The 24,194-nt window shown below is 29.1% G+C and carries 21 protein-coding genes; 3 read left to right on the top strand and 18 right to left on the bottom strand.

Annotation, left to right across the window (positions count from 1 at the left end; translation table 11 throughout):
• Window positions 1-56: 56 nt before the first annotated feature.
• Genes purD through rnpA form a run of 12 tightly spaced genes read right to left on the bottom strand, consistent with a single transcriptional unit; the run spans window position 57 to window position 13,597 of the window.
• The gene (gene purD, locus ACFQ1U_RS12425) at window positions 57-1,340 is read right to left on the bottom strand and encodes a phosphoribosylamine--glycine ligase (RefSeq protein WP_386108841.1); all 1,284 of its coding nucleotides are present in this window, start codon (window positions 1,338-1,340) and stop codon (window positions 57-59) included.
• 54 nt (window positions 1,341-1,394) lie between these two features.
• A complete protein-coding gene (locus ACFQ1U_RS12420) occupies window positions 1,395-2,150 on the bottom strand; it encodes a glycosyltransferase (protein WP_386108839.1) in 756 nt (251 codons plus the stop codon).
• The gene (locus tag ACFQ1U_RS12415; protein WP_386108837.1) at window positions 2,150-3,508 is read right to left on the bottom strand and encodes an exopolysaccharide biosynthesis polyprenyl glycosylphosphotransferase; all 1,359 of its coding nucleotides are present in this window, start codon (window positions 3,506-3,508) and stop codon (window positions 2,150-2,152) included. Before ACFQ1U_RS12415 ends, ACFQ1U_RS12420 begins: the two co-directional genes overlap by 1 nt.
• Window positions 3,505-4,623 (bottom strand): glycosyltransferase, encoded by a 1,119-nt coding sequence (locus ACFQ1U_RS12410; RefSeq protein WP_386108835.1) that lies wholly within the window; start codon window positions 4,621-4,623, stop codon window positions 3,505-3,507. The genes ACFQ1U_RS12415 and ACFQ1U_RS12410 overlap by 4 nt, the downstream gene beginning before the upstream one ends.
• Entirely contained in the window at window positions 4,616-5,944 is a 1,329-nt protein-coding gene (locus ACFQ1U_RS12405; RefSeq protein ID WP_386108833.1) for an O-antigen ligase family protein, read from the bottom strand. The genes ACFQ1U_RS12410 and ACFQ1U_RS12405 overlap by 8 nt, the downstream gene beginning before the upstream one ends.
• A complete protein-coding gene (locus ACFQ1U_RS12400) occupies window positions 5,922-6,983 on the bottom strand; it encodes a hypothetical protein (protein WP_386108831.1) in 1,062 nt (353 codons plus the stop codon). Before ACFQ1U_RS12400 ends, ACFQ1U_RS12405 begins: the two co-directional genes overlap by 23 nt.
• Window positions 6,973-8,292: an MATE family efflux transporter gene (locus ACFQ1U_RS12395; protein WP_386108829.1), complete on the bottom strand. Its 1,320-nt coding sequence runs from the start codon at window positions 8,290-8,292 to the stop codon at window positions 6,973-6,975. The genes ACFQ1U_RS12400 and ACFQ1U_RS12395 overlap by 11 nt, the downstream gene beginning before the upstream one ends.
• Window positions 8,292-8,825, bottom strand: coding sequence for a dTDP-4-dehydrorhamnose 3,5-epimerase (gene rfbC / locus ACFQ1U_RS12390; protein WP_386108827.1), 534 nt, complete (start codon window positions 8,823-8,825; stop codon window positions 8,292-8,294). The genes ACFQ1U_RS12395 and rfbC overlap by 1 nt, the downstream gene beginning before the upstream one ends.
• Window positions 8,822-9,856 carry a hypothetical protein gene (locus ACFQ1U_RS12385; protein WP_386108825.1) on the bottom strand — a complete coding sequence of 345 codons (1,035 nt, stop codon included), beginning with the start codon at window positions 9,854-9,856 and terminating at the stop codon, window positions 8,822-8,824. The genes rfbC and ACFQ1U_RS12385 overlap by 4 nt, the downstream gene beginning before the upstream one ends.
• Window positions 9,857-9,874: 18 nt before the next feature.
• Window positions 9,875-11,554, bottom strand: coding sequence for a DUF6909 family protein (locus tag ACFQ1U_RS12380; protein WP_386108824.1), 1,680 nt, complete (start codon window positions 11,552-11,554; stop codon window positions 9,875-9,877).
• A gap of 41 nt (window positions 11,555-11,595) precedes the next feature.
• Window positions 11,596-13,224, bottom strand: a complete 1,629-nt coding sequence (locus tag ACFQ1U_RS12375) for a S41 family peptidase (RefSeq protein WP_386108822.1) — start codon at window positions 13,222-13,224, stop codon at window positions 11,596-11,598.
• On the bottom strand, window positions 13,211-13,597 hold the full coding sequence (gene rnpA, locus ACFQ1U_RS12370) for a ribonuclease P protein component (RefSeq protein ID WP_386108857.1): 387 nt from the start codon (window positions 13,595-13,597) through the stop codon (window positions 13,211-13,213). Before rnpA ends, ACFQ1U_RS12375 begins: the two co-directional genes overlap by 14 nt.
• A gap of 69 nt (window positions 13,598-13,666) precedes the next feature.
• Between rnpA and ACFQ1U_RS12365 the strand changes: the two genes are divergently transcribed.
• A complete protein-coding gene (locus ACFQ1U_RS12365) occupies window positions 13,667-14,845 on the top strand; it encodes an acyl-CoA dehydrogenase family protein (protein WP_386108820.1) in 1,179 nt (392 codons plus the stop codon).
• Here ACFQ1U_RS12365 and ACFQ1U_RS12360 read toward each other — a convergent pair.
• From ACFQ1U_RS12360 to ACFQ1U_RS12335, 6 genes are all read right to left on the bottom strand, one after another.
• Window positions 14,838-15,377 (bottom strand): pyridoxamine 5'-phosphate oxidase family protein, encoded by a 540-nt coding sequence (locus tag ACFQ1U_RS12360; protein WP_386108818.1) that lies wholly within the window; start codon window positions 15,375-15,377, stop codon window positions 14,838-14,840. The two genes, ACFQ1U_RS12365 and ACFQ1U_RS12360, sit on opposite strands and share 8 nt — an antisense overlap.
• A 1-nt stretch (window position 15,378) precedes the next feature.
• The gene (gene glpK, locus ACFQ1U_RS12355; RefSeq protein ID WP_386108816.1) at window positions 15,379-16,860 is read right to left on the bottom strand and encodes a glycerol kinase GlpK; all 1,482 of its coding nucleotides are present in this window, start codon (window positions 16,858-16,860) and stop codon (window positions 15,379-15,381) included.
• A gap of 655 nt (window positions 16,861-17,515) precedes the next feature.
• The gene (locus ACFQ1U_RS12350; RefSeq protein WP_386108814.1) at window positions 17,516-18,193 is read right to left on the bottom strand and encodes a response regulator; all 678 of its coding nucleotides are present in this window, start codon (window positions 18,191-18,193) and stop codon (window positions 17,516-17,518) included.
• Window positions 18,186-20,036, bottom strand: a complete 1,851-nt coding sequence (locus tag ACFQ1U_RS12345) for an ATP-binding protein (RefSeq protein WP_386108812.1) — start codon at window positions 20,034-20,036, stop codon at window positions 18,186-18,188. The genes ACFQ1U_RS12350 and ACFQ1U_RS12345 overlap by 8 nt, the downstream gene beginning before the upstream one ends.
• Before the next feature lie 39 nt (window positions 20,037-20,075).
• A complete protein-coding gene (locus ACFQ1U_RS12340; RefSeq protein WP_386108810.1) occupies window positions 20,076-20,222 on the bottom strand; it encodes a hypothetical protein in 147 nt (48 codons plus the stop codon).
• A 158-nt stretch (window positions 20,223-20,380) separates the two neighbouring features.
• Window positions 20,381-20,911 carry an RNA methyltransferase gene (locus tag ACFQ1U_RS12335; protein ID WP_386108808.1) on the bottom strand — a complete coding sequence of 177 codons (531 nt, stop codon included), beginning with the start codon at window positions 20,909-20,911 and terminating at the stop codon, window positions 20,381-20,383.
• A gap of 108 nt (window positions 20,912-21,019) precedes the next feature.
• On the opposite strand from ACFQ1U_RS12335, the gene mutS reads away from it, so the two are divergent.
• Together mutS and ACFQ1U_RS12325 are read left to right on the top strand one after the other, a co-directional pair.
• Window positions 21,020-23,629, top strand: a complete 2,610-nt coding sequence (gene mutS, locus ACFQ1U_RS12330; RefSeq protein ID WP_386108806.1) for a DNA mismatch repair protein MutS — start codon at window positions 21,020-21,022, stop codon at window positions 23,627-23,629.
• A 4-nt stretch (window positions 23,630-23,633) separates the two neighbouring features.
• The gene (locus ACFQ1U_RS12325; protein ID WP_386108804.1) at window positions 23,634-24,194 is read left to right on the top strand and encodes a hypothetical protein; all 561 of its coding nucleotides are present in this window, start codon (window positions 23,634-23,636) and stop codon (window positions 24,192-24,194) included.

The raw sequence follows: 24,194 nt of genomic DNA, 5'->3' as shown, positions 1-24,194 counted from the left end.
ACCAGAGAAGCTAGCTTCTCTGGTTTAAATATATTTTTTAAAACTGTCAACCTATTTTAGGACGACTCATGTAAATCAAAACCGATGTCTTTTCGGTAATTCATTTTATCAAAAGATATTTTATTAATGTTTTTATATGAAGTTTCAAGAGCTTCATTAATGGTGTTGCCAAAAGATGTTATAGCCATAACACGTCCTCCATTACTTACTATATTATCATCTTTTAATTTAGTACCCGCGTGAAAAACAATTGAATCTTCTACCTCATTAAGGCCAGAAATGAGCTTACCTTTTTCGTAAGCTTCTGGATACCCACCAGAAACTAACATAACAGTTGTAGCTGTTTTATCAGTAACATTAAAAGATTTTTCTGATAGTGTTTGCTGTGCAACACCTTCAAATAAATCGTATAAATCAGAGTTTATCCTTGGAAGTACTACTTCTGTTTCTGGATCTCCCATTCTAACGTTATATTCAATTACAAATGGGTTACCGTTTACATTCATTAAACCTATGAAAATAAAACCACGATAATCAATTCCGTCTTTTTGCAAACCATCAATTGTTGGTTTTACAATTCGTTCCTCTACTTTATTTAAAAAGTCATTATCAGCAAAAGGAACAGGAGAGATAGCTCCCATACCGCCAGTATTTAAACCAGTATCGCCTTCACCAATACGTTTATAGTCTTTAGCAGATGGTAATACTTTATAACTTTTCCCATCTGTTAAAACAAAAACAGAAAGTTCTATTCCATCTAAAAACTCTTCAATAACTACGGTAGAAGACGCTTCACCAAATTTTTGATTGGTTAACATTTCTTCTAATTCTTTTTTAGCTTCTTCTAAAGAATTTAAAATTAAAACTCCTTTACCTGCTGCTAAACCATCAGCTTTTAAAACGTAAGGAGGGTTTAATGTTTCTAAAAAAGAAAATCCTTCTTGTAAATTATCAGCAGTAAAAGATTGATATTTTGCAGTAGGAATATTATGTTTTTCCATAAATTGCTTAGAAAAATCTTTACTTCCTTCTAGTAAAGCACCGTCTTTTTTAGGACCAATTACTGGTACTGACTGCAATTCTTTATCATTTAAAAAGAAATCATGCACACCTTCAACTAAAGGTGCTTCTGGGCCAACTACTACCATAGCTATTTTTTGATCTATAACAGTTTTTTTTACAGCTGAAAAATCGGTTGGATTTATGGCTATGTTGGTGGCAATTTTTGCTGTTCCAGCATTTCCTGGAGCTACAAATAATTGAGATACTTTATTACTTTGAGCTAATTTATAAGCAAACGCGTGTTCGCGACCGCCCGAACCTAAAATAAGAATATTCATTAGTATTGTTGTTGTGTTGTATGTGCAAATATATAGTAAGTAAATGGTATTTTATTAAAAACCCCACTTCAAAAAGTATTTTATTGCAGATGAAAAATGATAGAATAATAATTTGATTTTTTTTGAAGAACCTTCTCTTTTTACATGTTTTACTTTTACCAATGGATAGTAAAGTTTCTTTTTTTCGAGCTCATCTATTTTTTTACATATATCAACATCTTCCATATATAAAAAATAACGCTCATCAAAACCTTTTAGTTTAATAAAATCTTTGGTATTAAATAACATGAAACACCCATGAATAAAATCAGGATAAAATGGTTTTGACAAATCTTGAAACTGATATTCTTGTTCCTTTTTTCTTTTAGAAAAGAAAGGAATTCTCCTTATTATTAAATCGAAAAAACTCGGGTATTTTCTGGCTGTATATTGATGACTTCCATCAAGATAAATAGCTCTAGGAGCTATCATAGCTAGATTTATATCTTTTTTTAATTCAGAAATAAGCTTACTAATAACTTCTGAACTGAAAACAACATCAGGATTTAAGATTAAATGATATTTTGAGTATCCATTGATTTTTCTTATGACTTGATTATTTGCATTGGCAAAACCAATATTTTTAGCATTAAATAAATATTCTATGTCAACATGATCGAAGTTGTTTTTATTTTGTTTGGGAGAATTGTCTACCAAGAAAAGCTTTTTAGAAAGTGGGATGTTAAGAAATGAATCTATAGTTTTTTGTAGTTCTTCAATAGGTTCGTTGTAAAGAACGATACATGCAGATATTTCGACTTTATAATCCATTAATAAGCGTTTTCATCACCTTTAAAAACATTGAATATTGTTTTAATAATAATTTTAATATCTAATAAAAAAGACCAATTTTCAATGTAAAAAATATCTAGTCGGATACGATTTTTGATATCAGATTTCTTTATTATTTCTCCTCGGTAACCACTAACTTGAGCCAAACCAGTTATACCAGGTTTTACAGCATGACGCTCCATATAATTTTCAACATCTTTTTGATATTGGTTTGATAATGTTTCCATATGAGGTCTTGGACCCACTACACTCATATGACCTTGTAATACATTTAAAAATTGTGGAAGCTCGTCAATACTTGTCTTTCTCATAAATGCACCAATTTTAGTAACTCGCATGTCATTTTTTGAAGCATGAGTTGTATTAGCTTCTTTGTTTATTTTCATTGATCTAAACTTGTAACAAACAAATTTTTGCCCGTTTAAACCTTCCCTTTCTTGTTTGAAGAATAAAGGTCCCTTAGATTCTATTTTTACCAAAATCCACAAAATAGGAACTAACCATGATAATACAAAAACTAATACTAAAAACGAAAAAGTAACATCAAAGCATCGTTTTAGTATCCTATTTTCATGATGATCAAAAGGAAGTTTTTTTACTGCAAAAACCTTTAATGTATCATCATAATATTCTTCCTGTACTTTTTTACTATAAAACTCTTTTGTGTTTGGAATTAATTTTAGTTGTATATTATGATAACTGGTAAACTTTGTTATTTTTTTTATTTGATTTTTATTTAATTGAGATTGAGTTGCATAAACTTCGTCAATATTATTTTGAATAATGTATTGATATAAATATGCCTCGTCACCCAAATAATCATTAAAGTTTTGATTGGGTTTATTAGTGAAAAAACCAAGAAAATGATAACCTAATTCTTTTTTGGTAGTAAATAAATGTATCATTTTTTTAGCGGTGCTATCTTTTTCATAGAACACAACTTTTCTGTAATTATTCCCTTTAGCACGGTAAACTTTTAAGGCATAAAAAGACAAGGTTTTTCTAGCTAATAAAGTACTACCTAATAATAGTAATGTTTCAAATTGAGTATTAACAATAATACCTTCTTTAAAAATTCCAAAAAACGCAAAAAAACCTAAAGTAAAAAATAGAATTTGAGCAATAAATAGCCCTAATAACCTAAAAATATTAGAATATCTGTATAATTTATAATATGAAGATATAATACTTGAAATTACCCAAAAAATATTTAAGAATAAGAAGAAAAATCCCGTTTGGTGTTTTTTTTCAAAAATAAAAAACACTACAGTATTAATGATAAAAACATCAATAATTAAAAAAATAAAAGGTATGTATTTTGAATATCTATGTTTCAACGTTTAGCTACCGATTTATAAATGTTTTCTAATTTTTTATAGTTGTTTTTTAACACAAAATTACGCTGAAATTTAGTGTAAGAAGCTTCTTCCATTTTTTTACGAACAGAATGGTTTGTGAGTAAATACTTAATTTTTTCAGCTATTTTACTTGTGTTTTGTTCCGTTAAATAACCATTAATAGTGTTATCTACAAGGTCTTTATGTCCGTCTACGTCTGATAAAACACATGCTTTTTTAAGCATTAATGCTTCAATACCGGCATAAGGTAAGCCTTCGTATCTAGAGGTTGATACAAAAAGATTACTTTTTTCCAGTATAGCCAAACAATCTTGCCTATTAATAAATGAGATTAAGGTAACGTTGGATGTTAAATTTAAATCATTTATTAATGATGTTACTTTTTTTAAAGATGGTGCATAATACCCAACTCCCAAAATAACTAGATGAATATTAGGAATATCTTTTTTTACCTGATAAATTGAATTAATAAGTAATTCAGTATTTTTTTGATAAGACGGTCGACCGATATTACATATATAATTTTCAGGTAAATTGTAATCAATTTTATTTGCTACTGGTTTTATTTCATCAATAGCATTATTCCATAAAAAAACTTTATTAGGGTCGAACTTAAGATCGTTGATAGTTCTGTAGTATTCAGATTGTGAACAGGCTAATGTTTTACCAGGTAGGTATTTAAAGAGTTGTTCAGTTAGTTTAAAAATGGTTCTTTTAAAATAACTATTTGTACTTAAATATGAATACGCATGAGGAGTATATAATACAGGGATTTTTAAGAAAAAAGCGGCTAAACGACCTAAAATACCTGCTTTTGCACTATGACAATGAATTAAGTTTGGTTTTTCTTTTTTTAAAACCCGAATACACTCAATTAAAGATAGTATATCATTAATTGGTTTAATTTCTCTTATTAAATTAACATGATAGCTTTTTATTAATTCTTCTTTATCAGTAACAATTTTAAGGTTTTTATCATTTTTATTCTGGATAATGATATGTTCATATAAGTTACTATCAATTGTTTTAGCTAACAATTGAATATAAACACCAACACCTCCAATAGGCTTAGCAATATGAACCACTTTAATCATTCCAAATTTTTCTGTTTACAAAAAGTAAATTAAAAAAGGTAAATAATAAAATCCCTTTACCTCTAACTAAAATAGATTCTGTAAGCATTACAATTAGCAAAAATAGTAATACATATAGGTTATTATCATGATTTATAGCGAATTTTAATAACAAAAAAATAAAAAAGCTAAAACCGAATATTCCCATGCCTATAAAAAAATGTAAATATTGATTGTGAGTATTTTTCGGAAGAAAATAGATATAGCCATCGTCTACAATTTTATCTGATATCTTATCTACCACATTTTGCATTCCTATTCCAAGAACCCAATGTTTTTTTAATTCACTAAAAGTATACTTGTAAGTTAAATACCTCATAGGTATATTCTTCCAAGATTCTTTAACCAATGCTTCTTTATCGTTATTTTTAATAATGGTAGTAAGTTTTTCAACTTCATTTAAACCTTGTTTAAATCTGGGTGATTTTACAATTAGAAATACAGCTACACTCATTAATAGTATTGTTACTGTAAGTTTTTTGATTAATGTATAGTTAGTTTTCTTAAAAAAAAGAATAAAAAGAACAATACCAGTAGCTAATATTGAAGTTCTTGCGCCTATATAAAGTAAAATTACAGTGTGAAATAGTACTAAAAGCAAATCCCAATATGTAGAAAATATCTTTTTACGGGAGTTTATCCATGAATAACTTATTAATATTATAGATATAGCCAAAAACATGCCATAATACACATGGTGTAAATCAATAAGAATTGAAAATAAAGGATTTGTTTTTTTTATTAAAGTACCATTGATTAAATTAAGAACAACTAATAATAACGATTGCGTAAAACATGATAAAACAAAAGCTTTTATTGTAGTATTAACAGAAATAAGTACATTTTTCTTTTTTAATAAAATAAATAATAAAGGAATTAAAAAAAAGTAAATAAGAATATCTAACCCTTTAAAGTGAGGCGAAAATAAAGCAAAATTAATAGTAATTAATAAGAAAAATAGCAAGGTCAGTTTCTCATAATAATGTTTATACTTCAGTTTTTTTTTACTTAATGTTAAAAAAAAGATTAAAGCAATAAGAATTATTTTGAAGATGTGTCCAGATGATGTAGAAGAAAATATTAATGTATAAAAAATTAGTTTGTAAAAATCATCAAGTGCTATTTTCTCTTTTTTAGATAGAAAAAATAAATAAGTAATAATTATTGGTATTGTTACTGTACTAATAATTTGTAGCTTATCAAAGCTAAATGTGATGAAGATAAATAGTAAACCAACTATTAGTTTAAACGGAGTGTAATTACTTTTTATTATTAAATTCATGATAATACAAGGCAAAATAAATGAATGGAAAAATACCAATTTTGTGTCTTACTGCCGAACCTAAATCAGGTTCAAATATTCCTTGAACAATAAAAAAAGCAAAAATTACATAAAACACCCAAATTGCATAATTGTCTTTAATTCCTTCTTTAAAACATCTCTCATACCTTATGAATAAAATGATAAATAAAAGCAGTTGCCAAAACACAAATGCAATAATTTGTGGTGATGTAATATAAGTTAACCCATTAAAAGGCAAGTTAACTGTAAAAAAACCATATACTATTCCAAAAGACTCACCATACCACGTATCTGTTTTAATAGGTGAATATATAGCAGAATTATTTTCTCCATCATTTTTTCTTAATTCATTAATTGATTCTCGTGTTTTTTGAGAAATAAACTCACCTTTAATAAATCCGTAACTTAATGAAAACCCAATTGCTATAATTATTCCATAAAATATAGTAGCTATTTTCTTATTCTTAAAATTCACAAAACTCATTGTGTAAAAAATTACTGTTAAAAGAGCTATTAACATGTAATATTCTCTGAAAAAAAAACCAAAGAAAATCAACAAAACAACGATAATAAATCCAGTATTTTTTGCTGAAAAAAACTGTTTTCTAATAAAGTAAAGCACAAATAATAAATAACAATAATTGATAAACTCTTTTGTAGGCATGCACAAAAACACACCTATTAAAGCTATTGAAATATAGGTTATTGAGTTTTTGGTGGTTATAATATTAAACTTTTTGGGTACACCAATTTTATAGGTAAAGTATAATACAATAATTGTTTGTATGGCTCCAACAATACTAAAGTGCAAATATTTTAACTTTGTTAAGTTATAGAATAGTATAGTAAAAGGATAACTACCTCTCCAGCCAATTTCATTGTGATAATCATTAATAATAATAATAGTATCATTAAAAAATCTACTTGGTAAAAAATAACAACCAAAAATTCCAATTAAAAAGCTTAAAAGTGAAAAAAATAGAAATGTTAATTTATTTTTCGGTAAACTAATTTTCATGGTTTGCTAATTTATTTTTCGTCCATGGAAACAATACTATTTTATCTTTTATATATATTAAAACTGCACTAGATATGTTCCAATATAAAACACTTATTGAGAAAGAAATACTTGCTCCAAAAATTCCATATAATGGAATTAAATATACATTTAAAATTAAATTAATTACAACGGCAGATAGCAGTATAAACTGAAAGTAATGTTGTTTTTTTGTCATGTTTAAATAAACAGCACTAACACCAAATATAGAACTACAGGATTGGGCTATAATCATTAATATTAAACTATTTTTTGCTACTAAATAGTCATAACCAAATATTAATAAAATGTAATCAGATAAAAAAACTAAAGGAATTGCGGTAAGAAAAGAAATTAATGTCATGATCTTACTTGCTTTGGTAATGTTTTTTTGAAGCTCTTCTATATTGTTTTTATTGTAAAGTTCTGCTATTTTAGAAGCCAAACTAATATTTACAGCATTTACAATCATAATTAATATTAAAACAAGTTTTACTGCAATGCTATAAAATGCAACGGCTTCATTATTTATATATTTTTTAATTAAAAAAACATCGATACTTTGAAGTAAAAAAAAACCAATACCACTCAAAGCCATAGGAAATGACTTTAAAAATATCCTTTTTTTGGTGAAGTTATGATTTTTAAATTTTGATTTTTTTTTACTGAGTATTTGAATATAAAGATGAGTAGAAGATATTAAAGCAACCACTAAAAAACTGAACAAGTAAGTGTTTATTAATAGTTCTTTCTTTTCCAAAATAACTATTGAAATAGCACAAATTAAAAAGGGTGTATACTTAACGATGTTTCTGTAAAACTCAGCAATTGAGATTTTACCTACAGCTCTTAACATTTCAAAATTTAAAATAGAAATCGCATAAAAAGGTAATATGATTATACATTTAATAATTAAAGAATAAGAGTTATTATCATTAAAATAATTGTTTATAAACTCTTTATTTAGAAAAAAAAAAGGAACTAATAAAAAAGCATAAGCAATTAAAATGAGTGATATCATTTTAACGTAAACAACATTTAATGCTTCTGTATTTTCTGAATTTGTTCCAGCAAAGTATAGAATAGATTGCTCGGTACCTAATAAAATTAGAGCGCTAAAAACAAAAATCATTGTTCTTAAAAAATCATACCTTCCAACCGTGTCAGGTTCAAAATTATTAGTTAAAAACAGGGTTAACCCGAATAATAAAATGACACCAATTACTCTTAAAAATAATATTTTTAAGGTTTTAAAGGATAAATCGTTTCTATTTATCTTTTTAAATAGCATTATAAGAATTTACCGAGGTTTTTATCCTTTTCAGAAACCAAAATTTCATTTTTATCAAGCATCCAATCAATATTTAAAGTAGGGTCATTATAAATTATTCCTCCCTCAGACTTCGGAAAATAATAGTTGTCGCATTTATAGCTGAAAATGGTATTGTCTTCTAAAACAACATATCCGTGTGCAAAACCTCTAGGTACAAACAACTGTTTTTTATTTTCACCTGATAGGATAATAGAAAACGTTTTACCGTAAGTTTTAGAATTTTTTCTTAGGTCCACAATTACGTCTAAAACTTTTCCAGTAACAACTCTTACCAGTTTAGCTTGTGCATGTTCCTTTTTTTGAAAATGTAAACCTCTTAAAACACCACGATTAGAGTAAGCTTCGTTATCTTGAATAAAATTTATATCGACACCTGTTTTTTGGAAGAATAAATTTTGATTAAAGCTTTCAAAAAAATAACCTCTACTATCTCCAAAAACCTTAGGTTCTATTATAAACGATTGTGCTAAAGGTGTCTCAGAAACAATCATGATTTATATTTTTCTAAATATGTATTTAGTTTTATAAAAAGTAAGAAGGCAATCATTAAAATAGAAGAAATTAGCGCATATTGAAAAGTACTATTTCTTTGAATTTCTTTAATTTGATGACCAATCGGTTGAAAGTTAGATATTATATTTATAATTTCAGACTTCTTAGTTAAATCATCACTTATTTCCTTTAGCTCTTCATCTAGTAATAAATTAGTTTCAAATAATGCTAACTCTTTTACCATTTTATTAGTGTTATTCATGTTAATTTGAGTAGAAGGAACACCTTTTTGAGCTTCTAACACTAACGTCTTCTTATAAACTTCAAATAAAGAGTCTGTTTGAGAAAGGTTTTTATTTAATAGGTTGTTACTTTTCTCTAAGCTTTCTTGATTAAGTTTTTTAAGTTTTTTAAAATATTGATTTTCTGTAATAGAACTTATTATAGGGTTACTAAGTTTACTAAACACATTATTTTGTGTGGCAATTACTCTAATATTATGCACATCATAGTCATAATATGTAAATGCATTTTTATAATCATTAAAAGTAAAACTCTTAATGGTGGTAGTGTCTATATTTTGTAATAGTTCGTCGTAAGCAGCAATAATATCGTTATTGTTAACGATAGGAGTTATTTCAAACTTTTTTAATGATTTTGCTTCTTCAACAGAAATATTAAATGTACTTGCTAATAGCAGGGTGTCTTTTTGCTTAACTAAATCATTGTAATAGGCTATATTGTTATATAGCTGTCTACTACTTTTAAAATTAGGTTTAACCAATAAGTTAGCTTCAAATTTATGATCCGATTTTAAATGCACGAAACCTCCTATAATGGCGCCAAACAATGCTGCAATACCTATTTTAATAATATTACCTTTTAAAAAAAGTAGTATTTGAATTATAAAATCAAATAAACCTCTAAATATAGAGGTTATAAAGTTAATTAACTTTGTAAATGCTTTACCTATTAATATAAATAAAGATCCTAAGTCAACTTCTTCTTGTTCGTTATTAAGTTGAGACATTGTTTGGTTTTTAAGCTTTTAAAAGATTTGTTCTAATATCTTTTGAGTAATAGCATACGTAGGTGTTACTCCACTCATTCCTAAACCACCAGAGGCTAAAGTAGCTCCTGTTTCTAGTGGGTTATCTGAAGCGTAATAAGCATATCTTACTTTAACATCTTCGGTAATATTTCCTCTAATTTTAGAGGCTGCCTGAATGGCTTTTTGATAATGAGCCCCTTCCATTTCAAGACCAATAACATCCCAAGTAGAATCATGGAAAAACTTTAATAAGTCTTTATTCTGTAAAGATGTACCTAAAACGGTAACCATAGCCCCATCAAAAACCTGTACACCAAAACCTTCTAAATCTTCTTTTGAAAGCTCATTTTTAAAAGGATAATTATCAGCAGTACCTTCAAAAATATGAGAACTAGGAATCATGATATCTCCTTTTCCTCCATCTAAAATACCTGCTTTACCCATTATTGAAACAGACTCAACATTAATGTGTAAGGATTCACCGTCTTTTTTGTAAGGTTTTAATAACTCATCCATTGTTTCATATGCTTGTTCACCAAAAGCATAGTCCATAACTATAATAACAGGTTTTTTATCAACAGAGTTTACCTTGTTAAATTCAGATATATCAAAATTTATTTTTTCTGTATCAATTACTTGTACGTTAATGTTCGTTCCAGATTTATCTTTAATGTAAATTAAGCCATTTTCAGAAGCATAGTTTTTAACTTTTGTTTGTAAGGTTTCGCTATTGGCGTTGCTTAATAATCCAAAAAGTTTAAAACCTTCATTTTTCTTTGCTTCTTCGGGTAAGGCATTTTTAGCATAAATTGTATTCATAACACTATGCATGTTAGCACTAATGATATGAATAGGTCTATCCATTAAATTGTTCTTAAATAAAACTTCTTTAATGTCGTTAGCCCACATTTCTCCATAAAAATGATGACCTATTTCATCGATTAAATTTGCACTAAATCTTATAGAACGTTTTTTATCCTCTAACTCTTCATTTATGGCAAGTTTACCTAACCAGTACATTAAATGGAAAAATCTATGTGGATTTTTTTCTGTGCTAAACGTATTATAAGCATCATATACTTCATCATAAGTTCTTCCCAGAATACTACCTAAATGAACTACTAAAACGTCACGTTCATTATCAGATAATTTTTTGTTGTAAATAACAATATCTTCAAGGTTTTTCCACTCTCTAGTAGTGTCTTTTCCGTCGTTAATTAACACTCTATCCTTTATTTTATGAGACTCTATAAACAAGAATGTTAAGTGTGTTAAAATATCATATATTTCAGATCTACCACGTGTAATTTCGATAATCATTTGATCTTTATCTATACGATAGCAGTTTCTTCTTCTTTTTGGAGGAATGATTGGTGTGAAGTTAGAATTTCTATATCCTTCATCGGCAGTTAAAGTGATATACTGACACTCTTCAATACCTACAGGTAAACGTTCTATAACATAAGTTAAACCGTTTAATTCTGATTTGTCTTCCGCAATAGAACCATAAATTTCTGGCCTTAGTAACAATAACGATTTACGTAATGTTTCTCCTGAAACTCCCATTGGTTTATAAAACCCACGTGTAAATAAGTGACGCATTGAAATGTATAATTTTTCAATGGCATTGGTAGATTCTTGTGCACGTGTACGTGCTTTTTGTATTGGTTTTGACATATATTTTTTAAAATTCAAAGATACAAACTTAAGAATTAGCTTTATTTAGCTAAAATTTTATTGTATTCTTTAGGGTTATTTAATAAAGCAGCAGCCTTTTGTATAGTAGTATCATGTTTTAAGTAATACGCATACAATCCTTTCTCATAAAACAATTGCTCTATAATTTCATCTTCTATTTTAGGTAAAATAACATCTATGTTTTTAGAAATAGAAGCTACTTTTTGTTGCTTTAACGTATTTACAATGTTAGTATAATCATTGTTAATTGAGTTACTATTTTCAACGGTTTCATAAGCTTCTTTAAAGAGTTTTTCTTGAGGTGTAACAAAAGAAGTATCTTTATTAATTAGGTATGAGGTAAAATCTGAGAAATCAGTTGATGTAAACGAAAATCCATCAAAATTATCAAGTGGATTTTTTTTAACATAATTAGTTGCGTAATTAAAGATAGCTCTAGATTTTAATAAGCTTTCTGTCTCTTCTGTTTTTTCAGATAATTGTATTAAAACGTCTGGAGTAACACCTCCGCCATCATATACTTTTCTTCCATTTTCCGTACTAAATTCATTAACAATATTATCAGAAAATTTTGGAACTTCACCGGTTTTTAAGTCCCTACTAGCATAATCTAGCTCTTGAATGCATCTACCACTAGGTGTATAGTATTTAGAAATGGTAGCCTTCATTTGAGTACCATAACTTAACGTATAAAATCGCTGAACTAAACCTTTACCAAAAGAACGTTGCCCCATAATTACAGCTCTATCATAGTCTTGTAATGCACCAGAAACTATTTCAGAAGCAGAGGCAGATCTGTCGTCAATTAAAACTACAATTGGAATTTCAATATCCAATCCATCATTACTGGTTTTATAGGTTCTAGAGTTGGCTTTAATCTTTCCCTTAGTGTCTACAACTTTTTTTCCTTTAGGAATAAAAATATTGGTAATATTTACGGCATCAGAAAGAGACCCTCCTGGATTACTACGTAAATCAAAAATTAACTTTTCCATACCTTTTTCTTTTAATGAGAAAAAAGCATTTTTTACGTTTTCAGTTGCTTTACCGCTTGTAAACTGTGTTAACTTGATATATCCTGTAGTTTCGTTTACCATGTCAAAAAAGGGAACAGGATCTACAATTACTTTGTCTAGCTTTAAATCAACTTTAAAAACCGTATTGTTTCTATTAATGGTTAAATTAACAGGCGTTTCTGGAGTTCCTTTTAACATTTGAGAAAGCTCATCATTTTCAAGCCCTTTTAAAACCTGATTGTTTACTTCAATAATAATATCACCCGGCTTTAGACCAGCTTTATCAGCAGAAAAACCTTCTTTAACAGCAGCAACTACAATTCCATTATAGGTATAAAAAGAAGAAATACCAATACCGCCATATTCACCTTCTCTTCTAATTCTAGCTTCTTCCATTTGCTGTTCGTTGTAAAAACGAGTGTAGGGATCAAGGTTTTCGAGCGTATGATTAATAGCGTTTTTTGTGATTTCTGCTGGATTAATTTCATCAATATAATTGATGTTTATGGTTTTAAAAACCGTATTGTATATTTCTATTTGCTTAGCAATTTCAAAAAAGCGAGATTGAAATGAAAATGAAACAGCAACAATACCAATTAATAGGGCTATATATATTTTTTTATTCTTGTTCATTGGTTAAAATTTCATTCATAAAAATAGAAAGTAATTTACTCATTTTCTTATCAATGTCATCATACTTCCATTCGTCTTTTGCAAGATAAGAAATCATAAAAACATACGGTTTATCTACATTATCATAAACTGTAAATTTTTGTTTACGATAACTTTCACGTAATAATCTTTTAATACGATTTCTATCTACTGCTTTTTTAAAGTTTCTTTTAGGAACAGATACACCTACTTGCACAGGGTAATCAGAAGTATGTTCTGTTTGTATATAAACCATTCGTAAAGGAAAAGTTTTTATGGTTTTTCCTTCGGTATAAAGCCTTCCAATTAGTTTTCTGCTTTTTAGTCGTTCGTCTTTTCCTAAAGTAAATTTCATCAATACAAACATACGTAAACTAATAGTAAAAACGCTTTTTTTGGTTATTTTTGAAGAAAACAAATACCCATGAAAACCGATTTATTTCAAGCTCCAGATTATTACAATGTAGATGACTTATTAACTTCAGAACATATTTTAGTAAGAAACAGTGCTAGAGAATGGGTAAAAAAGAATATTTCACCCGTCATAGAAAATTACGCTCAAAAATCTGAGTTTCCCGTTAGCCTTGTTCCAGGTTTGGCAGAAGTTGGTGCGTTTGGTGCCTACATACCTCAAATGTACGGAGGCTCAGGTTTGGATCAGATATCATATGGTTTAATAATGCAAGAATTAGAGCGTGGAGATAGTGGAATTAGATCTACAGCATCGGTACAAACCTCTTTAGTTATGGGGCCAATTTATAATTATGGAAACGAAGCTCAAAGAAATAAATACTTACCAAAACTAGCTTCAGGTGAATGGATAGGAAGTTTTGGGTTAACAGAACCAAACCACGGAAGCAACCCTGGAGGAATGGAAACTAAGTTTAAAGATATGGGGGATTATTATTTGTTAAATGGAGCAAAAATGTGGATCTCTAATGCACCAATTTGTGATGTAGCTGTTGTTTGGGCCAAAAATGAAGAAGGTAGGGTTCATGGCTTGCTAGTAGAGCGAGGGATGGAAGGTTTTACGACTCCAGAAACTAAAAACAAATGGTCTTTAAGAGCTTCTATAACTGGAGAATTAATATTTGATAATGTAAAAGTTCCTAAAGAAAATTTATTGCCCAATAAATCTGGTTTAGGCGCTCCTTTATTGTGTTTAGATGCCGCAAGGTATGGAATTGCATGGGGAGCAATTGGTGCTGCAATGGATTGTTACGATACCGCTTTGCGATATGCAAAAGAGAGAACTCAGTTTGGAAAACCTATAGGTCAATTTCAATTACAACAAAAAAAATTAGCAGAAATGATAACCGAAATTACTAAAGCTCAGTTATTGGCTTGGAGACTTGGTACTCTAAAAAATGAAGGCAAGGCTACTTCTGCACAAATTTCAATGGCAAAAAGAAATAACGTAGCAATGGCTTTAGATATAGCTAGAGAAGCACGACAAATTTTAGGTGCTATGGGTATTTCGGGGGATTATTCTATAATGAGACATGCAATGAACCTCGAAAGTGTAGTAACTTATGAAGGTACACATGATGTACATTTACTAATAACAGGTTTAGATATTACCGGATTAAACGCTTTTAAATAATATGTGTTGGTAACCCATCAATACTGGTTTGATTTTTTTCTTTCCAGTATTTTTGGATACCATCTTCACCTTTGTTTTCGGCCCATTCGTTTAATTCATTACGTTCTCCTTTATATTCATAGAAAGGAACAGACATTCCACATGAAGTTTGAACGCTCGCCACAGTAACATCAAAAATTTGACGAGCACCTGGCAATTTCGGTAATTTACTGCATAAAACTTTCCAATCATTATCAGATGGTTTAACTTCTCTTGCTTTACCGTAAATGCGAACAATGTTTGGAGCTCCTTCAAAAGCACAAAACATAATAGTAATGTTACCATTTTCATTTATATGCGCAGCTGTTTCGTTGCCGCTTCCTGTAACATTTAACCAAATTAGTTGATTTGGAGTTAAAACTTTTAAACTATTCATGCCTTTTGGTGATAGGTTTATTCGACCTTTTTTTGGAGCTGTTGCGACAAAGAATACGTGTTGTTTTTCTATAAATTGTAGAGTTCTTGATGTTATTTTAGTTAAAATTTTACCCATATTAATCTAACCAATTTTTGGTTCTTTCTACTGCTTTTTGCCACTTCTTATATAATCTATTTCTTTTTTCTGATGAGAATTTAGGAGTAAATAAAGTGTCTATTGCTCTATCTACTGTGATATCCTCTTGCTTCCACATGCCAACGGCAATTCCTGCCAAGTATGCTGCTCCCATAACAGTAGTTTCTGTATTTTCAGGCCTTTCAACAGTAGTATTTAATATGTCAGCCTGAAACTGCATTAATAAATCATTTGCACAAGCACCTCCATCAACTTTTAATGTTTTTAATGGAACTTCACTATCTTTTTGCATTACGTCTAATACATCTTTTGTTTGGTATGCTAAAGATTGTAATGTTGCTTTTATTAAATGGTTTTTTCCAGTATCTCTTGTTAATCCAAAAACAGCACCTCTTGCATACATATCCCAGTAAGGAGCCCCAAGGCCAGCAAAGGCAGGAACCACATATACGGGGTTTTCTTCGGTAACTAAATCAGCTAAAGCTTCACTTTCTTCAGCTGTTTCAATTATTTTTAATCCATCTCTTAACCATTGTACAGCAGAGCCAGCAACAAAAACACTACCCTCAAGGGCATAGTACACTTTATTATTAATCCCCCAAGCAATAGTGGTTAACAATCCGTTTTTAGAATATTGAATTTCATCACCAGTATTCATTAACATAAAACAGCCAGTACCATACGTATTTTTAGCTTCTCCTTTTTTAAAACAAGCCTGACCAAATAAAGCTGCTTGTTGATCTCCTGCAATTCCTCCAATAGGTATTGAAACGCCATGAAGATTGTAAAATCCAAATGTATGAGAAGATGGATGCACTTTTGGAAGTATGTTTTTAGGAATCTCTAATTCTTCTAATATTTTATTGTCCCATTGTAAGTTTTTAATATCGTACAACATAGTCCTAGAGGCATTACTGTAATCTGTAGCATGAACCTTTCCGTTGGTTAAATTCCAAAGTAGCCATGTATCAATAGTGCCAAAAAGTAAATCGCCAGATAATGCTTGTTTTTTGGCGTTTGGCACATTGTTTAAAATCCAATGTATTTTGGTTGCAGAAAAATAACTATCTATAATTAAACCAGTAGTTTTTTTAATATGATTTGCTAAGTTTTTACGTTTTAATTCTTCACAAATATTTGCAGTACGTTTATCTTGCCATACAATTGCGTTGTATATTGGCTCACCTGTATTTTTATTCCAAATAACAGTGGTTTCTCTTTGGTTGGTAATGCCAATACCAGCTATATCCTCTACAGCTATTTTTGATGAGGTTAGTACTTTATGTAAAGTATTTAATTGAGATTTTAAAATAGCTTTAGGATCGTGTTCAACCCATCCAGAATTTGGGAATATTTGTTCAAACTCTTCTTGTTCAATAGCAATAATTGTTCCTTCATTGTCAACAATAACTGTTCTAGAGCTTGTGGTGCCTTGATCTAACGCAATAATATATTTCGACATGTAGTTGGGTTAAAGAAGCAATTTAGTAAACTAATGGCAATAAAAAAACCTTTCTGATATTATCAGAAAGGTTTTCAACCCTTTTTTAGCAATCTTTTAGTTTCTTATAGCGTAGCTAGCACCTTTCCCACACACAGAAAGTAATACTGCGAAACTTTCAAAAGATTTACTAACATTTTTAATTAAAATCCCCATAATAATTAAAAATTAAATTAATCCCCAGTTGTAATTAAATAATTACACTACAAATATACAACTGATTATTAGTGTTGTATAATGGTTTTCTGCATTTTGTAAAGTGGATTTCCGCATAGTTAGTTTTTAAAATAAAAAAACCTTCTAACGAATTAACGTTAGAAGGTTTATAATCCCCCCAAATAAATCTTAGAACAATGTTATAAGATGATTCAAATGTAGAATCCTTTTCGAGATTTAAAAAAGGGGAATTCACAATTTTATATGTGGTTTTCCGTAAATTGTATTAAAATTATCATAAAAAAAAGCCTTTAAGTAACTACTTAAAGGCTTTTTTTACAGTTTCAATTTCTTTTATCAAGTTTTCCCACATGAATTTTTAAATTCAAAACAAATGTAGATTACTTGATTTTTATCTGAAAAGTGATTTCCGCAGGTTATTTTGTGGATTTCTGTATTATTAATCAATAATTCCTAATTCAATGGCTTTCAGTACTAAATGCGTATTGTTGTTAGCCTGTAAATCGGTTCTTAATTTTGCTAGTTTGTTTTCTATTGATCGGATTTTTAGTAAGCTTCCGTCATCTTTTTTAATAACACCTTCTAAGTTGCTAATTTTTGGGTGTTTAGGAAGTTCTTTTAAAATTTGGATTGCCACCTCATCCATTTGAATTTCTACCAAAGCTCGTTTTAATAACTTTTGATGAACTTCATGAGAATAATACATTTCATTTTTCATCATCTTACTAATGGCAAATTGGAGTTCTTCAGTATTACATTTATCTTTTAGTAAATAAGTAATAGGTTCTAGATTTTGAACTACGTTGAAAATTCTGTTAGTTTCGGTATGTCCAGTAATGATACCTACTTTAATATCAATATTTAAATTTCTTATGGCTTTTATTAAGCTTTCGCCACCATCAAGCGTAGAGTTTTCGGTAACATTATCAAAACTTAAGTCAGTAAATAAAATATCAAAAGGTACATCATGAACCGCGGTTTTTATTTTACTAAATGCTTCATCACAATTATTACATGTTTCTGTAGTTAAACCATCAATATTTTTTAAAGCGGTTAAAATACCTTCTATAATTAATTGGTGGTCGTCTACTATTAAGATTTTAATATTTTTAGCCATTTAACGGAATTTGAATTCGGGTTTGGGTTCCGCTACCAATTTCACTTTCAATCACAAAGCTTCCTTTAAGCTCTTCAACACGACTTTGTATGTTATGTAAGCCAATGCCTTTTTTTTGTGTTTGGGTATCAAAACCTTTACCGTTATCAGTTATTTCCAAAAATACATTTTTTTTGTTGTGTGTAAAATGTATGTTCACTTTTGTTGCGTTGGCATGCTTTTTACAATTTTGAATACTTTCTCTTATACTTAAAAACAGTAATCTTTTTATAGAATTGTTAACTAAACTCCAATCTATTTCTTTTAAGCCAGTTACCTTTATTTTAAAATCAAGTTCAAAATAATCTGAGATTAAATTAATTATTTGATCTTTAAAACTTACTTTATCAAAACTTACACTACTTAATTGGTGTGATAGATTTCTTACATTTTCTTTTACACTTTCTAATTTTGCTGCTTCTGTATGTAATGCTGATTTTTGTAGTTTTAGATGTAGTAAACGTAAATCTCCTGCCACCTCATCATGCAAAGACTTTGCAATTTGTTGGCGTTCATGCTCTCTTGCTTCTTCTTTTTGAAGCTGTGCATTAAATACCAATTGTTTTCTTCTAATAACAAAAAATGAAGCACTTAAACTTAAGCCTAATAAACTAATAGCGGCAAACAACCAACCAATTGTTTTTTGTTGTTTTTCATAGTTTATTTGTACTTGTTTTTGTTCATTTTCAGCTTTTAATAGGTTGTTTTCTTGCTCTTTTTTTTCTGTTTGATACTTAATTTTGGCAAAGCGGTTTTTTAAGTTTCTTTCTTGCCTAATTAAACTATCATTCAAATTAATATATTCTACTAGATAATTTTTAGATTTTTCTCCAGTATGTAAGTTAGATAACTTATTTAAAGCTTCTAAATAACGCTGATTATTATGAGTTTTTTTAGCGAACTCTAGGCTTTGTTGCGCGTGATAAATAGCTTTTTTTGTATTACTTTTTAAAATATAATAGTCTGTAATTAATAAGTGACTTGAAGATATTTCATAATAATCTTTTAGTTGTTCTCTTATACTTAAAACTTCTAAATGATAATCTAAAACTTTTGCATTATAGTTAAGTTTTAAAGTGCTAATGGCAAAGTTCTCTAATAAAAAAGTATATTGTGTAGGATATTTTGTTTTGATACTATCAAAAGCGAGGCCTCTTGTAAAATAAGTAAGAGCTTCTTTATTTTTGTTATTTTTTTGATAATTTAAACCAATGTTATTAAGTAAGTATAAATAACCAACAGGATTGTTGTTTTTTTTGTTATACTCTAAAGCTAAATTGTAGTACATTAAAGCCTCGTTTTCATTTAATAAGTAATTATGTATTGTTCCTAAGGAATTATAAACACGTTCTAGATATTTGTTAGATTGTATGGGTTCTAAAAATTTAAGCGCTTCAATTAAGGTTATTTCTCCACCAATATGATCGTTTAGTTTATGCTGCAGTATTCCAATACTTAGCAAGCGTCTTCCTGCAGCTAGAGAGTCTTTAATTTTTTCAGAAATTATTTTAGATTCATTATAGTAATAGAAAGCACTATCATTTTTAAAATGAAGTTTAGAAAGCATTGCTTTGTATTGGTAATAATAGGCAAGTGTAGTAGAGTCTTTACTTGTGTTGTAAAGAGATTTTATATTGTTAATTTCGTTAGCTAATAACTTAGGATGTCTATTAAAATAAGCAGTATAGCCTTTATCTAATGCAATAGTTAGTAAACTGTCAGTTTTTTTTTGACTAAAACTTAGCTGAACACTAAATAAAAGCAGTAAACTTAAAAGTTGTTTTTTAAAACCAGTATGTAGCATACTAAAAAAAGAAAACCCTATTTAAAGGGTTTTTAATAGTTATTTTTTTCCGTCTCCACCTTGAGTACCACCTCCTCCAGTACTTCCGGTACCCCCTGTGCCACCAGTACCAACTTGAGTGCCGTTACCATTTCCGTTATCGTCTTTTCTAAGACTAGCTACATAGTTTTTGTAATTGTTTTTCATTTTTCACAAAATTTAAAAGGTTAATATTATTTTTACTTTTTTAAATATAATGTTTTTCTTGTAAAAAAAGGGGTTTTAACATGTTTTTGTGCAAAAACCACTACATTTTTGCGGTTTTTAACATATTGTAATTATTACATCAATACCATGTTAGTACATTAATAACGTATTTTAGAAAATAAATCCCATAAAACAACTCCACAGCTTACGGCAATATTTAAAGAGTGTTTGGTTCCTAATTGTGGTATTTCAATACACATGTCTGCATTGTTTACTACGTTTTGTTGTACACCTTTTACTTCATTACCAAATACAACAGCGTATTTTTGGTTGGTTTTAGGTGTAAATTCATGTAACATAGTTGCATTTTCTGCTTGTTCTATGGTAGCTACCTTTATATTATCTGCTTGTAATTGGTTAACTAGTGTTAAGGTATCTTCTACATATTCCCAAGCTACAGATTCTGTAGCACCCAAAGCAGTTTTATGAATTTCTTTATTAGGAGGTGTGGCAGTAATACCACAGAGGTAAATTTTTTCTATTAAAAAAGCATCAGAGGTTCTAAAAACAGCCCCAACATTGTTTAAACTTCTAATATTATCTAGCACCACAATAATGGGTGTTTTTTGGGTTTGTTTAAACTCATCAACAGTAATTCTACCAAGCTCGCTGTTTTTTAATTTTCTCATTTTTTTAGGGTATAACTTTTAAGATGTTAAGGTAAAAGCTAATGTGTAAAGCAATAAGCTAAAGACTTTTTTCTATCTTCGCAAAACTAAATTAAAAAATCCATAAACTTGGCAAAAACAAAGGCAAAAAAGGTTACTCCATTAATGCAACAATATAACGGAATTAAAGCAAAATATCCTGATGCTATGCTGCTTTTTCGAGTAGGAGACTTTTATGAAACCTTTGGAGAAGATGCCATTAAAGCATCACAAGTTTTAGGTATTATTTTAACCAAAAGAGGTAACGGAAGCGAAAGTGAAACGGCCCTGGCAGGTTTTCCTCATCATTCACTAAACACGTATTTGCCAAAATTAGTTAAATCAGGCTTAAGAGTTGCTATTTGTGATCAGTTAGAAGATCCCAAAATGACTAAAAAAATAGTAAAACGTGGGGTAACAGAATTAGTAACTCCTGGTGTAGCTTTAAATGATGAGGTATTACAATCTAAAACCAATAACTTTTTAGCAGCTGTTCATTTTGGAAAAAAACAACTAGGCGTATCATTTTTAGATGTATCTACCGGAGAGTTTTTAGTAGCAGAAGGTAATGAAGAGTATATAGACAAGTTACTTCAAAACTTTATGCCAAGTGAAGTATTGGTAGAGAAAAAACACAAGCAACAATTTTTAGAGTTGTTTACAAACCAATACCATACTTTTTATTTAGATGACTGGGTTTTTCAAAAAGATTATGGATATGAACGTTTAACCGATCATTTTAATGTTAAAAATTTAAAAGGATTTGGAATTGAAGATATTACGCAAGGTATTGTAGCAGGTGGAGCTGTTTTGTATTATTTATCTGAAACGCAGCATAATAAATTAGCACACATTCAACGTATTAATCGAATAGCAGAAGACAGGTATGTTTGGATGGACCGATTTACTATTAAAAACTTAGAGTTATATGGCGGTAATGCTGTAAACTCTGTTAGTTTATTAAATGTAATTGATAAAACAACGTCTGCCATGGGAGGTAGGTTGTTAAAACGCTGGTTGGCCTTGCCTCTTAAAAATTTAGAGGAAATTAAAGAACGACATGAGTTAGTTAAATATTTAATAGGTAATGATGCTTTTTTAGAAACAGTAACGTATCAGTTACAACAAGTATCAGATATTGAAAGACTAATTTCTAAGGTAGCTACAGGAAAAGTTTCTCCAAGAGAAATGGTATTGCTTAAAAACTCATTAAAGGCAATTTTACCAATAAAAGAAGCATCTGAAAAAAGTAAAAACTTAACAGTTCAAGAGTTAGGAAAACAATTATTTTCATGTGATGAGCTTATTAATAAAATAGCTGAAACTTTACTAGAAGAGGCACCTGTTAATATTGCTAAAGGTAATGCTATTGCTAATGGTGTTTCTGAAGAGTTAGATGAGTTAAGAAGCATAGCAAATTCGGGCAAAGAATACTTAGATCAAATGTTGGCTAGGGAAACTGAACGTACAGGAATTCCTACTTTAAAAATAGCTTTTAATAATGTTTTTGGTTACTATATTGAAGTAAGAAATACTCATAAAGACAAGGTTCCGCAAGAATGGATTAGAAAGCAAACGCTTGTTAACGCAGAACGATATATTACAGAAGAGTTAAAAGAGTATGAAACCAAAATTTTAGGAGCAGAAGAAAAAATTCAAGCATTAGAAGTAAGCTTATTTACTCAGTTAGTTCAATATGTAATAGGTTTTGTTAACCAGGTACAACAAAATGCACAAGTTATTGCAAAGATAGATTGTCTTCTATCTTTTGCAACGTTAGCTATTGAAAATAATTATGTACGTCCTACAATGGATGATAGTACAGATTTAGAAATTAAAAATGGTCGTCATCCTGTAATTGAAAAACAACTTCCAATTGGAGAAGAATATATAGCGAATGATGTTGTTTTAAATAGAAATCAACAACAAGTAATTATGATTACTGGACCAAACATGTCTGGTAAATCGGCTATTTTACGTCAAACAGCATTAATAGTATTGTTGGCACAAATGGGAAGTTATGTGCCAGCTCAAAACGCTAGAATTGGTATTGTAGACAAAATTTTTACAAGAGTAGGAGCTAGTGATAATATTTCTATGGGAGAATCTACTTTTATGGTAGAGATGAACGAAACGGCTTCCATTTTAAATAATATTTCAGAGCGCAGTTTAGTATTGTTAGATGAAATTGGAAGAGGAACTTCAACCTACGATGGTATTTCAATAGCCTGGGCGATTGCTGAGTACTTGCATGAACACCCAAGTAAAGCAAAAACCTTATTTGCCACACATTATCATGAGTTAAATGAGATGACAACTACTTTTGAGCGAATCAGAAATTATAATGTTTCAGTTAAAGAGTTAGAAGATAGTATTATTTTTTTAAGAAAACTTGTCGCCGGAGGAAGCAATCATAGTTTTGGTATTCATGTTGCCAAGTTAGCAGGGATGCCAAACAGTGTAATTCATAGAGCTAATAAAATTTTAAAAGAGTTAGAAGAAAGTCATTCTCATAAAGAAGTAAAGGAAGTGTTAAAAGATACGCAGCATCAAGATATGCAAATGAGCTTTTTTCAGTTAGATGATCCCTTGCTAGAGGATATTAGAGAAGAGATTTTAGCAACCAACATAGACACTTTAACGCCCATTGAGGCTTTAATGAAATTGAACGAAATTAAACGTATGTTGGTAAAGAAATAAAAATATGCAAAAAGAGAAAGAAAGAATATCAGAAGGAGAAAGGTTTATTTCCGACTATTTCAAAAACGAAAATTTAAATTTTGAACGAGAAAAAAGAATTTTCAATTTAAAAGGAGATTCAAAATCCTATCGTGACGTTGATTTTTTCTTAAAAGATTACGGTATTTATGTCGAGTTTTATGGAAGGTGGAACCATAGTAAAGCAGAAAGAGAAAGATATAGAGAAAAGAAAAAAGCTTACTCATTAAATAAAATTCCTTGTATTTATCTATATCCTGAAAATTTAGGTATCATTGATTTTTGTTTTTCTAAAAGAATGGTAGAAACTCTTGAAAAACATGGTATGAAAAAAGAGCTTTTTAAGTATAGATTAAAAAGACTATTACTTGATAGAGGAGGTTTATTTTTTTGGATTTTATTATCAACATTAATTTTGCTATTTGGAAATAGCAAACATGAAAATAATGATTTAAATATTCTTTTTTTTGGTATTATTATCTATCAACTTTATAGATTATATGATGGTTATAAAAAGTTTTTTAAATCTACTAAATATTACGTTTAA

This window comes from Tenacibaculum geojense (assembly GCF_042676005.1).
In the GTDB taxonomy this organism is placed as follows: domain Bacteria; phylum Bacteroidota; class Bacteroidia; order Flavobacteriales; family Flavobacteriaceae; genus Polaribacter; species Polaribacter geojense.
The sequence above is the reverse complement of the archived record's forward strand: the minus strand, read 5'-3'. Positions and strand labels throughout refer to the sequence as shown.

Bases quoted from the DNA above. Each gene is read 5' to 3' on its own strand.
- ACFQ1U_RS12400 (WP_386108831.1), bottom strand. From the start codon at position 6,983: ATGAAAATTAGTTTACCGAAAAATAAATTAACATTTCTATTTTTTTCA.
- ACFQ1U_RS12325 (WP_386108804.1), top strand. From the start codon at position 23,634: ATGCAAAAAGAGAAAGAAAGAATATCAGAAGGAGAAAGGTTTATTTCC.
- ACFQ1U_RS12385 (WP_386108825.1), bottom strand. From the start codon at position 9,856: ATGTCTCAACTTAATAACGAACAAGAAGAAGTTGACTTAGGATCTTTA.
- glpK (WP_386108816.1), bottom strand. From the start codon at position 16,860: ATGTCGAAATATATTATTGCGTTAGATCAAGGCACCACAAGCTCTAGA.
- rnpA (WP_386108857.1), bottom strand. From the start codon at position 13,597: ATGAAATTTACTTTAGGAAAAGACGAACGACTAAAAAGCAGAAAACTA.
- ACFQ1U_RS12360 (WP_386108818.1), bottom strand. From the start codon at position 15,377: ATGGGTAAAATTTTAACTAAAATAACATCAAGAACTCTACAATTTATA.
- ACFQ1U_RS12345 (WP_386108812.1), bottom strand. From the start codon at position 20,036: ATGCTACATACTGGTTTTAAAAAACAACTTTTAAGTTTACTGCTTTTA.
- ACFQ1U_RS12365 (WP_386108820.1), top strand. From the start codon at position 13,667: ATGAAAACCGATTTATTTCAAGCTCCAGATTATTACAATGTAGATGAC.
- ACFQ1U_RS12335 (WP_386108808.1), bottom strand. From the start codon at position 20,911: ATGAGAAAATTAAAAAACAGCGAGCTTGGTAGAATTACTGTTGATGAG.
- ACFQ1U_RS12405 (WP_386108833.1), bottom strand. From the start codon at position 5,944: ATGAATTTAATAATAAAAAGTAATTACACTCCGTTTAAACTAATAGTT.
- ACFQ1U_RS12375 (WP_386108822.1), bottom strand. From the start codon at position 13,224: ATGAACAAGAATAAAAAAATATATATAGCCCTATTAATTGGTATTGTT.
- rfbC (WP_386108827.1), bottom strand. From the start codon at position 8,825: ATGATTGTTTCTGAGACACCTTTAGCACAATCGTTTATAATAGAACCT.
- ACFQ1U_RS12410 (WP_386108835.1), bottom strand. From the start codon at position 4,623: ATGATTAAAGTGGTTCATATTGCTAAGCCTATTGGAGGTGTTGGTGTT.
- ACFQ1U_RS12380 (WP_386108824.1), bottom strand. From the start codon at position 11,554: ATGTCAAAACCAATACAAAAAGCACGTACACGTGCACAAGAATCTACC.
- purD (WP_386108841.1), bottom strand. From the start codon at position 1,340: ATGAATATTCTTATTTTAGGTTCGGGCGGTCGCGAACACGCGTTTGCT.
- ACFQ1U_RS12340 (WP_386108810.1), bottom strand. From the start codon at position 20,222: ATGAAAAACAATTACAAAAACTATGTAGCTAGTCTTAGAAAAGACGAT.
- ACFQ1U_RS12395 (WP_386108829.1), bottom strand. From the start codon at position 8,292: ATGCTATTTAAAAAGATAAATAGAAACGATTTATCCTTTAAAACCTTA.
- ACFQ1U_RS12350 (WP_386108814.1), bottom strand. From the start codon at position 18,193: ATGGCTAAAAATATTAAAATCTTAATAGTAGACGACCACCAATTAATT.
- ACFQ1U_RS12420 (WP_386108839.1), bottom strand. From the start codon at position 2,150: ATGGATTATAAAGTCGAAATATCTGCATGTATCGTTCTTTACAACGAA.